Here is a 12,434-nt window from a genome sequence, read left to right as displayed (position 1 = left end):
GGTGACGTGAAGCCGGCAATTGTCCTACTTCGTCAGATTCAGAACAACTACCGCTGACTATTGTCCCAATTGTCCGCCCCTATAATGGCCACAATCGAGACTCGGTTATGTTTGGCCGAAGGCTTGTGTCATGATGATCCGACCGCAGGTTAGTCGTCCTCTTCCTATATGAATAGATCTTCCGCGTTGCTCCTAGCTTTTGTCTTCCTCAGCGGCTGCCAGGCCTTGGCCCCCGTTTCGCACGATGGCACCTCATCGGTCGAAGACACCACGCCAGCCCCTGAAAAGCCCAAGGTTTACAGCTCGTTCAGCGAAGAAACGGTTTTCAGCCTGCTGAGCGCCGAACTCGCCGGCCAGCGCAATCGTTTCGACATTGCCCTGGACAACTACGTGACCCAGGCCATCAACACCCAGGATCCGGGTGTTTCCGAGCGGGCGTTCCGTATTGCCGAGTACCTGGGCGCGGATCAACCGGCGCTGGATACCGCACTGATCTGGGCGAAAAACGCCCCGGATGACCTCGAAGCGCAACGCGCCGCCGCCGTGCAACTGGCACGCGCCGGGCGTTATGACGACTCGATGGTCTATATGGAGAAAGTCCTGCAGGGCAAGGGCGACACCCATTTCGACTTCCTCGCGCTGTCGGCCGCCGACACCGATCAGGAAACCCGCAACGGTCTGATGAAGAGTTTCGATCGTCTGCTGCAGCGTCACCCGCACAACAATCAGCTGATTTTCGGCAAGGCCCTGCTGATGCAGCAGGACGGCGACACCAAAGGTGCGCTGACCCTGCTCGAAGACAATCCGCCGGACGACGGCGAAATCGCCCCGATCCTGCTGCGCGCCCGCCTGTTGCAAGGGCTGAACCGCGGCGACGAGGCCCTGCCGCTGCTGCAGAAAAACATCAAGAAGTACCCGGACGACAAACGTCTGCGCCTGACTTACGCGCGGATGCTGGTGGAACAGGACCGGATGGATGACGCCAAGGTCGAGTTCTCGACCCTGGTCCAGCAATACCCGGAAGACGACGAACTGCGTTACTCGCTGGCGCTGGTGTGCCTGGAAGCCAAGGCCTGGGACGAGGCCAAGGGTTACCTGGAAGACCTGATCGCCCGGGAAAGCCATGTCGATTCCGCGCATCTGAACCTGGGCCGCATTGCCGAAGAACGCAACGACCCGCAAGGCGCGCTGATCGAGTACGCCCAGGTCGGCCCCGGTAACGACTATCTGCCGGCGCAACTGCGTCAGGCCGATATTCTGATGAACAACGGCAAGACCGCCGAAGCCCAGAGCAAACTGGCCGCCGAACGTGATGCGCAACCGGATTACGCCATTCAGTTGTACCTGATCGAGGCCGAGACCCTGTCCGCCAACAATCAGGGCGACAAGGCCTGGAAAACCCTGCAACAGGCGTTGCTGCAATACCCGGATGACCTGAATCTGCTCTACACCCGGGCGATGCAGGCGGAAAAACGCAATGACCTGGCGCAGATGGAAAAGGACCTGCGCCTGATCATCAAGCGCGACCCGGACAATGCCATGGCCCTCAATGCCCTCGGCTACACCCTGTCCGACCGCACCACGCGCTACGCCGAAGCCAAGGCACTGATCGAACAGGCCCACCAGATCAATCCGGAAGACCCGGCGGTACTCGACAGCCTCGGCTGGGTGAATTTCCGCATGGGCAACCTGGATGACGCCGAGAAATACCTGCGCCAGGCCCTCGAGCGTTTCCCCGATCACGAAGTCGCCGCTCACCTGGGCGAAGTCCTGTGGACCAAGGGCAATCAGCGCGAAGCGAAACAAATCTGGGGCAAGTTCCTCAAGGATCAGCCCGACAGCACCATTCTGCGCAGCACCATCAAGCGCCTGACCGGATCCGAGACTCTTTAACTCATGTTTTTGCGCCACGTCATAGTGTTCAGCTTCATCGCCCTGCTCGCCGGTTGCGCGGGTTTTGGCGCTCGCGAATCGGTCGAGGGCCACGGCAGCCCTGCACAATGGGCCGCTAACAAACAGCAACTGACCGGCCTCGATGGCTGGCAGATCGACGGCAAGATCGGCATCCGCGCCCCGAAAGACTCGGGCAGCGGCACGCTGTTCTGGCTGCAACGTCAGGATTACTACGACATTCGTCTGTCCGGCCCATTGGGTCGCGGCGCAGCGCGATTGACCGGTCGCCCGGGCAAGGTTTCGCTGGAAGTCGCCAATCAGGGCCGCTATGACGCACAGTCCCCGGAAGTCCTGCTGGAAGAACAGCTCGGCTGGAAATTGCCGGTGTCGAACCTGGCCTGGTGGGTTCGCGGCCTGCCGGCTCCGGCCAGCAAGAGCCGCCTGACCCTCGATGGCGACAGTCGTCTGGCCAACCTGGAACAGGACGGCTGGCAGGTCGAATACCTGGGTTATGCCGAACAGAATGGTTACTGGTTGCCCGAGCGGATCAAACTGCACGGCACCGATCTGGACGTGACACTGGTCATCAAGACCTGGCAACCGCGTAAATTGGGGCAATAAGCATGACCGCTCCACGCCTGACGCTGCCCTCTCCGGCCAAACTCAACCTGATGCTGCACATTCTAGGTCGCCGTGAAGACGGCTATCACGAGTTGCAGACGATTTTTCAGTTCCTCGACTACGGCGACGAAATCACTTTCGCCGTGCGGGACGATGGCGTGATTCGCCTGCACACCGAATTCGACGGCGTGCCCCACGACAGCAACCTGATCGTGCGGGCGGCGAAAAAACTTCAGGAGCAATCCGGTTGCGCCCTCGGCATCGACATCTGGATCGACAAGATCCTGCCAATGGGCGGCGGCATCGGTGGCGGCAGCTCGAATGCGGCGACCACTCTGCTCGGCCTCAATCATCTCTGGCAGTTGGGCTGGGATGAAGATCGACTGGCAGCACTGGGCCTGAGCCTGGGTGCCGACGTCCCGGTTTTCGTGCGTGGACACGCGGCTTTCGCCGAAGGTGTCGGCGAGAAACTGACCCCTGTCGAGCCCGTCGAACCGTGGTATGTCGTGCTCGTTCCGCAAGTCTCTGTTAGTACGGCAGAAATTTTTTCAGATCCGTTGTTGACACGTAACACGCCGCCCATTAAAGTGCGCCCCGTTCCCGAGGGAAACAGTCGAAATGACTGCTTGCCGGTGGTATCAAGACGTTATCCAGCTGTACGTAACGCATTGAATTTGTTAGGTAATTTTACCGAAGCAAAACTCACCGGAACTGGAAGTTGTGTGTTTGGGGGCTTCCCAAGCAAAGCTGAAGCTGATAAAGTCTCGGCCCTTCTGACAGAGACCCTTAAAGGGTTTGTAGCGAAAGGAAGCAACGTTTCGATGTTGCATCGCAAGCTGCAAAGTCTGCTCTAAAGGAACCAAGTGCCCGGCACTTGCAAGCAACAGATACAGGGGCGTCGCCAAGCGGTAAGGCAGCAGGTTTTGATCCTGCCATGCGTTGGTTCGAATCCAGCCGCCCCTGCCATTTTCCTATACTCATCCAGGTATACCCTCAGCCTTCAGGTACTGCGCGTGTCCAAGATGATGGTCTTTACGGGGAACGCTAACCCCGATCTGGCTCGGCGTGTTGTACGTCAGCTGCATATCCCTCTCGGTGACATCTCTGTCGGTAAATTCTCCGACGGCGAAATTACAGCCGAGATCAATGAAAACGTTCGCGGTAAAGACGTTTTCATTATTCAGCCGACTTGCGCTCCGACCAACGATAACCTGATGGAACTGGTAGTGATGGCTGACGCCTTCCGCCGCTCCTCGGCTACTCGTATCACTGCTGTTATTCCTTATTTTGGTTATGCCCGTCAGGATCGCCGTCCGCGTTCCGCACGTGTGGCTATCAGCGCGAAAGTCGTCGCTGACATGCTTACCGTAGTCGGCATCGACCGTGTTCTCACGGTTGATCTGCATGCTGACCAGATTCAGGGTTTCTTCGATATTCCGGTAGATAACATCTACGGCTCCCCGGTTCTGGTGGATGACATCGAAGATCAGCGCTTCGAGAACCTGATGATCGTGTCCCCGGACATTGGTGGCGTCGTGCGTGCACGTGCCGTTGCCAAGTCCTTGGGCGTGGATCTCGGGATCATCGACAAACGCCGTGAGAAAGCCAATCACTCTGAAGTGATGCATATCATCGGTGATGTCGAAGGGCGTACCTGCATTCTGGTCGATGACATGGTCGATACCGCCGGCACTCTGTGCCACGCGGCCAAGGCCCTGAAAGAGCATGGCGCAGCCAAGGTCTTTGCCTACTGCACACACCCTGTGCTGTCGGGTCGGGCCATCGAGAATATCGAAAATTCCGTGCTGGACGAGCTGGTGGTCACTAACACCATCCCGCTGTCCGCTGCAGCACAAGCCTGTGCACGTATCCGTCAACTGGATATCGCACCGGTTGTTGCCGAAGCGGTTCGCCGCATCAGCAATGAAGAATCGATCAGCGCGATGTTCCGTTAAGGGCCCTGCCCTTCTCGAAATGTTTCGTTGACGAAAAGCGCCCCGCCCCGGCATTCCTGCCGGGGCGGGGCTTTTTTGCCCATACCGTGTTCGGCGCTGGTCGCAAACGCCACTCGGTCATGGCTATTTTGGAGATACAAAATGAACGATTTTACTCTGAATGCTGAAGCGCGTTCCGACCTGGGGAAAGGTGCGAGCCGCCGCCTGCGTCGTCTCGCCGCCCTGGTTCCAGCTGTTGTTTACGGTGGCGACAAAGCCCCTGAATCCATCAGCATGCTGGCCAAAGAAGTTGCCAAACTGCTCGAAAACGAAGCTGCCTACAGCCACGTTATCGAACTGAACGTTGGTGGCACCAAGCAAAACGTGATCATCAAGGCTCTGCAACGTCACCCGGCCAAAGGCCACGTGATGCACGCTGACTTCGTACGCGTTGTAGCTGGCCAGAAACTGACCGCTATCGTTCCTGTGCACTTCATCAACGAAGCTGCTCCAGTGAAGAAAGGCGGCGAAATCTCGCACGTTGTTGCCGAGATCGAAGTTTCCTGCCTGCCGAAAGATCTGCCTGAGTTCATCGAAGTCGACCTGGCTGACGCTGAAATCGGTTCGATCATTCACCTGTCGAACATCAAAGCCCCTAAAGGCGTTGAGTTCGTTGCTCTGGCACACGGCGATGACAAGGCTGTTGCCAACGTCCACGCTCCACGTGTTGCTCCAGAAGCTACCGAAGGCGCAGCAGAGTAATTCACTCTGTGAAGCCGGAGTGAGCAGGTAACATCGCGGACTGGAACGTAGCGAGAAAGCGGGCGAGAACGCGGAGTTTACATCCATGGTAAATGAGCATTTTTCGTCCACTTTCGCCGCACTTCCTGATTGCGGCGATGTTATCCACCACTCCAAGGAAGGGCCCCTATCGTGACTGCCATCAAACTGATCGTTGGCCTGGGAAATCCAGGCGCTGAATACGAACAGACCCGGCATAACGCAGGGGCCCTTTTTGTTGAGCGCATCGCCCACGCACAGAATCTGAATCTCGTGGCCGATCGCAAGTATTTCGGCCTGACCGGGCGGTTTTCGCATCAGGGTCAGGATGTTCGTCTGCTGATTCCCACCACCTACATGAACCGCAGCGGCCAGGCCGTGGCGGCACTCGCCGGTTTCTTCCGCATCAAGCCTGAAGAAATCCTGGTGGCGCACGACGAACTCGATCTGCCTCCGGGCGTCGCCAAACTTAAAGTCGGCGGCGGTCATGGCGGTCACAACGGATTGCGCGACATCATTGCGCAATTGGGCAATCAGAATACGTTCCACCGCCTGCGGCTTGGCATCGGCCACCCGGGCGTCGCCAGTATGGTTTCAAATTTCGTCCTGGGTCGTGCGCCACGCGCCGAACAGGAAAAACTCGATGCCAGCATCGACTTTGCCCTCGGCGTGCTGCCGGATATCCTCGCCGGTGAATGGAACCGCGCGATGAAAAACCTGCACAGCCAGAAGGCCTGACTCTTATCCGAGGGGAAACACCATGGGATTCAATTGCGGCATCGTCGGCCTGCCTAACGTCGGCAAGTCCACCCTGTTCAACGCCCTGACCAAATCCGGGATCGCGGCCGAGAACTTCCCCTTCTGCACCATCGAGCCGAACAGCGGCATCGTGCCGATGCCGGATCCGCGTCTGGACGCCCTGGCGGCCATCGTCAATCCAAAGCGCATCCTGCCGACCACCATGGAATTCGTCGACATCGCAGGCCTGGTAGCCGGCGCCTCGAAAGGTGAAGGCCTGGGCAACAAGTTCCTGGCCAACATCCGCGAAACCGACGCGATCGCTCACGTAGTGCGCTGCTTCGAAGACGAAAACGTGATCCACGTTTCCAACAGCGTCGACCCGAAACGCGACATCGAAATCATCGACCTGGAACTGATCTTCGCCGACCTCGACAGCTGCGAGAAGCAACTGCAGAAAGTCGCGCGCAACGCCAAGGGTGGTGACAAGGACGCCGTCGTTCAGAAAGGCCTGCTGGAGCAATTGATCGCTCACTTCACCGAAGCCAAGCCTGCGCGCAGCCTGATGAAGAACATGAGCACCGACGAGAAAGCGGTGATCAAGGGCTTCCACCTGCTGACCACCAAACCGGTCATGTACATCGCCAACGTCGCTGAAGACGGGTTCGAGAACAACCCGCACCTGGACGTGGTCAAGGCCATTGCCGAAGAAGAAGGCGCCATGGTCGTTCCGGTCTGCAACAAGATCGAAGCGGAAATCGCCGAGCTGGACGACGGTGAAGAGAAAGACATGTTCCTCGAGGCCCTGGGCCTGGAAGAGCCTGGCCTGAACCGTGTGATCCGCGCCGGCTACGAAATGCTGCACCTGCAGACCTACTTCACCGCCGGTGTCGAAGAAGTCCGCGCCTGGACCGTCCGCGTTGGTGCCACCGCACCACAAGCTGCTGGCGTGATCCACACCGACTTCGAGAAAGGCTTCATCCGCGCCGAAGTGATCGCCTACAACGACTTCATCCAGTACAAGGGCGAAGCAGGCACCAAGGAAGCCGGTAAATGGCGTCTGGAAGGCAAGGATTACATCGTCAAGGACGGCGACGTGATGCACTTCCGCTTCAACGTGTAAAAGCTGCACCCAAGAAAAAGCCGCGTTTGATACGCGGCTTTTTTGTGCCTGAAATTCAGCCCGTCAGACTTTTTTGGTTCTTGGCAGAAAGATCGCCAGCACCCCGAACAACGGCAGGAACGAGCACAGGAAATACACGTACTCGATGCCGTGAATGTCCGCGAGATGCCCGAGCAGCGCCGCGCCAATCCCGCCAAAGCCGAACATCAGACCGAAGAACACCCCGGCAATCATTCCGACGTTGCCCGGCACCAGCTCCTGCGCGTACACCACGATCGCCGAGAACGCCGACGCCAGGATGAAGCCGATCACCACGCTCAGGACTGTGGTCCAGAACAGGTCGACATGCGGCATGAGCAGCGTGAACGGCGCAACACCAAGGATCGAGAACCAGATCACCGCCTTGCGCCCGATCTTGTCGCCGATCGGCCCGCCGAAGAACGTGCCCGCCGCCACCGCGCCGAGAAACAGGAACAGGTGCAACTGCGAACTGGCCACCGACAGGTCGAACTTCTCGATCAGGTAGAACGTGAAGTAACTGGTCAGGCTGGCCATGTAGAAATACTTGGAAAACACCAACAACCCGAGTACCACCAGCGCGCTGGTCACCCTGCCCTTCGACAGTCCATGAGTGGCGGCTTGGCCAGCCTTGAGCTTGAACAGGTTCAGGTGATGGGCATACCAGCGGCTGATGCGGTACAGCACGAACAGCGCAAACACGGCGAACAGCCCGAACCACGCCACGTTACCCTGACCAAAGGGAATGATGATTGCCGCCGCCAACAGCGGGCCGAATGCCGAACCGGCATTACCACCGACCTGGAAGGTCGATTGCGCCAGACCGAAACGCCCACCCGACGCCAGCCGCGCAATACGAGAAGCTTCCGGGTGGAAGGTCGAAGAGCCGATACCGATCAGCGCCGCCGCCAGCAGAATCAGCGGGAAACTGCCGACCATCGACATCATCACAATGCCGATCAGCGTGCACACGGAACCGGCCGGCAACAGCCACGGTTTCGGGTGTCGGTCAGTGTGGTAACCGACCCACGGCTGCAGCAGCGAAGCGGTCAATTGGAACGTCAGGGTGATCAGGCCGACCTGGGTGAAGCTCAAGCCGTAGTTGGCCTTGAGCATCGGATAGATCGATGGCAGCACCGACTGGATCAAATCGTTGATCAAATGCGCCAGCGCCACCGCGCCGATGATGCGCATCACCAGAGGACTGCTTTGTGGAGGAGCGGACGCCGTCGCAGCGGCGGTCTGAACGTTGCTGATAGCCATGGGAGTTTCCGTACAGCAGATGGGTGCACGCAGGCAGGTGCGTCAATGTGCCATTTTTCGGTGCGCCAGCGCCATCCCCTTAGCCAGCTAACGAACTATTCATTCATCGCCGCGCAAGTGATAGCGCAAAGCCATGGTCTGATTCTTGCCTTGCTTCTCCGCTTGAACGCGGCCCCCTTACAAAGGGGATCGAGAATGGGAAGTTTTGCTACAGAGTCTGCCTACAGAGCGGACGAGAGTGGACTTTCGAAGCCTTTTAGCAGGGCACTGATCGCGCTCGCAACGAACGCGATGCACGCCAATGGTGCGTGGTGTCCAGAGGAGTCATGGGGCATGCAGGCTTTCTTATCACCGGGGATCAAATTGCTGGGGCGGTTTGGCTTCGCGCGTAAATTCCAGTTGTTGTTTCTGCTGTTCATTCTGCCGTTGGCCGGTAGCCTGTTGATGATCGGCCAGGACTATCGCGACAAGCTCAACCTGATTTCCGGCGAACGTGCCGGTGTGCGTCAGTTGCTCGCCCTCGATGCGCTCGACAACCTGCTCGCCGCTCAGCGCGACCGCGCTGCCCGCTGGCGTGCCACGGAAACCAACCGCCAACCGACGCCCGCGACTCTCGCCGCCATGGCCGCATTCGATGGCGTGCAACCTGCCGTCGCCCAAGCCACACAGGATCTGGGTAATGCGTTGAAAGCCGAAGGCGCGGAAGGTGAAACACTGGCTCGCTATCAGGCCCTGCAAACCGCCCTCGGTGGTCTGGACTCCAAGAGTCTGGCCGGCGTCGGCTGGTGGCCGGACGGTTACGACCGCTTCACCAACGCCCTCAGTGCCCTGCAAGCGTTGCGCGAACAAATCGCGATGGACAATCGCCTGATCCTCGCGCCATGGCTGGAAACCTATCTGCTGACGCAGATTTCCACCCAACATGCACCGGACCTGATCGAACGGGTCGGCCGACTGGCAGCCGTTGGCCAGGCGTCTGTGGTGTCCGGTCAGTTCACCCTGCAAAGTCGCTTGCAACTGCGTGATCTGCGCAGCCGCATCGGCGATGCCCGCGAGCAGCTTGTAAAAACTGCTGGCCTGCTCGAAGTGCGTCTGCCGCCGGCTCTGCAAGGCTGGGCCGGGCAATACCACGACAGCCTCAAGCAGCTGGACGCCGGTTTGAAAGTACTGGATGACGGGGTGTTCGGCGGCAGCATCAATCTCAAACCTGAAGAGTTCGAGCGCAGCCTCGATGCCCTGCTCGGCAACCTCGCCACGCTGCGCCAGCAATCGCTTGTGTCGCTGGACCAACGTCTGGATGAATACCACAGCTCGGCGATTCGTCAGTTCATCGTTGTGGCGATGGTCTTCGGTTGTCTGTTGCTGGCAGCCTTGTATCTGTTCGTCTGCCTGCAAGCCTCGATCCGTCGTAGCGCCAGCGGCATTACGGTGCTCGCCGAAGCCTTGCGCGACGGCAATCTGAGCCTGCAAGTGCCGGTCATGGGCCGCGATGAACTGGCATCGATCAGCACCGCGCTCAACGTGGCCGTGGTGCAACTGCGCACCAGCCTGCTGGGTGTCGATCACGAGACTTCGCAACTGAGCAACGCGGTGCGCAGCCTCAACGATCATTCCAGCGGCGCTCTCAGCGAAGTCGAAGCGCAGCAATTGCAGATCAGCCAGATCGCCGCAGCAGCCACGCAATTGGCAGCGACCTCCCAAGGCGTCGCGCAGAGCTGCGAACAAGCCTCCGGCAGCGCCCAGCACACCCGCCGCATCGCCGCCGACAGCAGCCGCGACAGTCAGCGCACCACGGCGAGCATTCAACAGCTCAATCAGCGTCTGAATGAGACCGCTGCCGCGCTAGGCCGGGTCAGCGAGCAGGGGCAACAGATTCAACTGGTGGTCGATACCATTCGTGGCGTCGCCGAGCAAACCAACCTGCTAGCGCTCAACGCCGCCATCGAGGCTGCTCGTGCCGGTGAACAGGGTCGTGGTTTTGCCGTGGTGGCCGACGAAGTGCGCAGCCTCTCGCAGCGCACGCAATCGTCCACCGCACAAATCGCCGGTACGGTCGACAGCTTGCGTGCGACAGTCAACGAAGCAGTGGGCTTGATGGAAGCGGCGTGTGGTCAGGCGCAAACGGATGCCGAAGCCGTCACCGGGCTGGGCGAACGCCTGGGAGAAATTGCCAGCGCCGTGCAGAGCGTCACCGACACCCTCGCGCAAATCGCCACGGCGGTCGAGGAACAGGCGAGCACCGCCGATGAGGTCAGCGGCAATATCCAGCAGGTCGATCAAGCGGCGGTGCGCCTGCTCGAAGGCGCACGGGCCGTGAACCTCGCGGCGGACACCTTGAGTCAGGGCAGCCACGCCTTGAGTGCGAATACCGGGAGATTTCAGCTGCGATGAAAGCCCTCCCCGCCCCGTTTTTCGGTGCGGGAGGATAAGCGGTTGAAAATAAGAAGAAATATTTTAAATTTACGCTTGACGCTTTTCCATTTCAGGGGAATAATGCGCGCCACTTGGCTACATAGCTCAGTTGGTTAGAGCATAGCATTCATAATGCTGGGGTCCGGGGTTCAAGTCCCTGTGTAGCCACCAAGTACTAAAAACGGCTTACCGAAAGGTAGGCCGTTTTTTTATGCCTCGAGAAAAGTGACCTCGCTCAGTGGGTCGGCCTGATTCCGTAGGAACAGGACGCGAAAGGCGTACGAAGAGGATTATTCGTTCGATCAGGCCCCTGTATCTCGGCAAGTCGGTTTGATCGCCCTCCCGATTGACCGACAAGCTCCCCTGTCTCGTTCCAAAGACAGACAGGGAGTTGTCATGGATCTGGACAAGTACCTTTTCGACGATGAATGGCATCGAAAACGCCCGAACGGCGGTGCCTCATGGGCCGCCTGGTTTCCGCCCCGAGAGCCGGAACCCGTCTACGTTCCAACAGATGAATGGCCAACCCCGAAGCCCCGCGACGATCTGGTATTTGCCAAGTCCTGCACTCCGGATAACTGGTGCCGAACGGATGCCGGTACGACACTTGAGCCCGCCTCCAGCTTCGGCAAGATCATGGTGGCGGGCGCCATACGCTTTCCCGCGGCCAGTAAGGTCGTAGCGAAGGCAATCGGCGCCGATCTGGCCTTGGGGCGCATGGCTGGCGGTGGAATCCTGCAGCAACGTCTCAACTGGGCCATACGGGGTGCAGGCGGGCCGGCCAGTGTGTTCATCCTCGGGATGCTGCCGGCCAGAATGGGGGACGGCACCCTTTATACCGACGAACAACTGCGCCCCCTACCCCGCGCCACCACTCGCGTGCGCTTCCAGTTCCGGCGTGACATCGACGGAGTGATGCAGATCTACGGCATCCACACCGGCGTCTTGGGCGACGACTCCGTGCGTACCGTAAAAGTCGAGTGGAACAACGACAAGACCGCCATGGAGGCCAAGCTCAACGGCATCACGATTTTGTGGACGCCGCAACGCGGGCCTCTGGGATCGATGCCGCCGCTGGTTCATCCGGAGCAAGGCGAAGCACTGAGCACGATCCTCGTCCACCCGATCGCTGCGAACACCGACAGCCAGATAGAAGTCCTGCCCGGCGAAGACATCACCGCCGAGGATTGTATTCTGGTGTTTCCGGCGGAGACCGGGCTGAAGTCGTTGTATGTGGTGTTTTCGAAACCGGCGAGATTGATGCCGGGGACAGTGACGGGGATTGGTGAGGATGTTTCCGGTGTATGGCTTGACCATGCCCGGGGGGGATCTGGCGCGCCAATCCCAACCAGCATTGCCGATTCGCTAAGAGGGCGTGAATATTCCAGCTTTGATTCATTCAGGCGCGCCTTCTGGGCCGAAGCATCAAAAGATACCAGGCTAGCCGGGCAACTCAGCGAAGATAGCCGGGAGCGTATGCGCAACGGAAAGGCGCCTCGCGCCCGATTAGCTGATGCGGCTGGTAAGAGAATCTCTCACGAAATTCATCATGTGGAACTGATATCTCAAGGCGGCGAGGTCTATAACGTTGACAACCTGAGGGTCCACACTCCTAAAAATCACGTCGAAATACACCAGGATTGAGGCAACTG

At 59.1% G+C, this 12,434-nt stretch carries 10 protein-coding genes and 2 tRNA genes; 11 read left to right on the top strand and 1 reads right to left on the bottom strand.

All coding sequences use genetic code 11. From position 1 onward, the window contains the following. The first annotated feature begins 168 nt into the window (after positions 1 to 168). From AC07VV_RS28310 to ychF, 8 genes are all read left to right on the top strand, one after another. Positions 169 to 1,893, top strand: a complete 1,725-nt coding sequence (locus AC07VV_RS28310) for a tetratricopeptide repeat protein (protein WP_192558981.1) — start codon at positions 169 to 171, stop codon at positions 1,891 to 1,893. Between the two features lie 3 nt (positions 1,894 to 1,896). Next, positions 1,897 to 2,514, top strand: coding sequence for a lipoprotein insertase outer membrane protein LolB (lolB, locus tag AC07VV_RS28305; RefSeq protein ID WP_096822732.1), 618 nt, complete (start codon positions 1,897 to 1,899; stop codon positions 2,512 to 2,514). A gap of 2 nt (positions 2,515 to 2,516) precedes the next feature. Next, a complete protein-coding gene (gene ispE / locus AC07VV_RS28300) occupies positions 2,517 to 3,368 on the top strand; it encodes a 4-(cytidine 5'-diphospho)-2-C-methyl-D-erythritol kinase (RefSeq protein WP_495038131.1) in 852 nt (283 codons plus the stop codon). 37 nt (positions 3,369 to 3,405) lie between these two features. Beyond that, a tRNA-Gln gene (locus AC07VV_RS28295) sits at positions 3,406 to 3,480 on the top strand. A gap of 47 nt (positions 3,481 to 3,527) precedes the next feature. Then, positions 3,528 to 4,469 carry a ribose-phosphate pyrophosphokinase gene (locus AC07VV_RS28290; protein ID WP_003171603.1) on the top strand — a complete coding sequence of 314 codons (942 nt, stop codon included), beginning with the start codon at positions 3,528 to 3,530 and terminating at the stop codon, positions 4,467 to 4,469. A gap of 141 nt (positions 4,470 to 4,610) precedes the next feature. Beyond that, complete coding sequence (locus AC07VV_RS28285; protein WP_249484658.1) at positions 4,611 to 5,210, top strand: 50S ribosomal protein L25/general stress protein Ctc; 600 nt, start codon at positions 4,611 to 4,613, stop codon at positions 5,208 to 5,210. A 171-nt stretch (positions 5,211 to 5,381) separates the two neighbouring features. Then, positions 5,382 to 5,966 carry an aminoacyl-tRNA hydrolase gene (gene pth, locus AC07VV_RS28280; RefSeq protein WP_495038130.1) on the top strand — a complete coding sequence of 195 codons (585 nt, stop codon included), beginning with the start codon at positions 5,382 to 5,384 and terminating at the stop codon, positions 5,964 to 5,966. A gap of 22 nt (positions 5,967 to 5,988) precedes the next feature. Next, entirely contained in the window at positions 5,989 to 7,089 is a 1,101-nt protein-coding gene (gene ychF / locus AC07VV_RS28275) for a redox-regulated ATPase YchF (protein WP_495038129.1), read from the top strand. 63 nt (positions 7,090 to 7,152) lie between these two features. Here ychF and AC07VV_RS28270 read toward each other — a convergent pair whose 3' ends face one another. Continuing rightward, entirely contained in the window at positions 7,153 to 8,370 is a 1,218-nt protein-coding gene (locus tag AC07VV_RS28270) for an MFS transporter (RefSeq protein ID WP_495038128.1), read from the bottom strand. Positions 8,371 to 8,703: 333 nt separating this feature from the next. Here AC07VV_RS28270 and AC07VV_RS28265 point away from each other — a divergent pair, with 333 nt between their 5' ends. From AC07VV_RS28265 to AC07VV_RS28255, 3 genes are all read left to right on the top strand, one after another. Continuing rightward, positions 8,704 to 10,761, top strand: a complete 2,058-nt coding sequence (locus AC07VV_RS28265) for a methyl-accepting chemotaxis protein (RefSeq protein ID WP_495038127.1) — start codon at positions 8,704 to 8,706, stop codon at positions 10,759 to 10,761. A 115-nt stretch (positions 10,762 to 10,876) separates the two neighbouring features. Next, positions 10,877 to 10,953 (top strand) — tRNA-Met (locus AC07VV_RS28260). Positions 10,954 to 11,178: 225 nt separating this feature from the next. Then, entirely contained in the window at positions 11,179 to 12,426 is a 1,248-nt protein-coding gene (locus AC07VV_RS28255; protein ID WP_495038126.1) for an S-type pyocin domain-containing protein, read from the top strand. Positions 12,427 to 12,434: the final 8 nt, after the last annotated feature.

The sequence above is a fragment of the Pseudomonas sp. GW821-FHT02C04 genome (assembly GCF_059421845.1).
The sequence above is the reverse complement of the archived record's forward strand: the minus strand, read 5'-3'. Positions and strand labels throughout refer to the sequence as shown.

Coding starts and splice junctions, on each gene's coding strand:
- AC07VV_RS28310 (WP_192558981.1), top strand. CDS start 169: ATGAATAGATCTTCCGCGTTGCTCCTAGCTTTTGTCTTCCTCAGCGGC.
- lolB (WP_096822732.1), top strand. CDS start 1,897: ATGTTTTTGCGCCACGTCATAGTGTTCAGCTTCATCGCCCTGCTCGCC.
- ispE (WP_495038131.1), top strand. CDS start 2,517: ATGACCGCTCCACGCCTGACGCTGCCCTCTCCGGCCAAACTCAACCTG.
- AC07VV_RS28285 (WP_249484658.1), top strand. CDS start 4,611: ATGAACGATTTTACTCTGAATGCTGAAGCGCGTTCCGACCTGGGGAAA.
- ychF (WP_495038129.1), top strand. CDS start 5,989: ATGGGATTCAATTGCGGCATCGTCGGCCTGCCTAACGTCGGCAAGTCC.
- AC07VV_RS28270 (WP_495038128.1), bottom strand. CDS start 8,370: ATGGCTATCAGCAACGTTCAGACCGCCGCTGCGACGGCGTCCGCTCCT.
- AC07VV_RS28265 (WP_495038127.1), top strand. CDS start 8,704: ATGCAGGCTTTCTTATCACCGGGGATCAAATTGCTGGGGCGGTTTGGC.
- AC07VV_RS28255 (WP_495038126.1), top strand. CDS start 11,179: ATGGATCTGGACAAGTACCTTTTCGACGATGAATGGCATCGAAAACGC.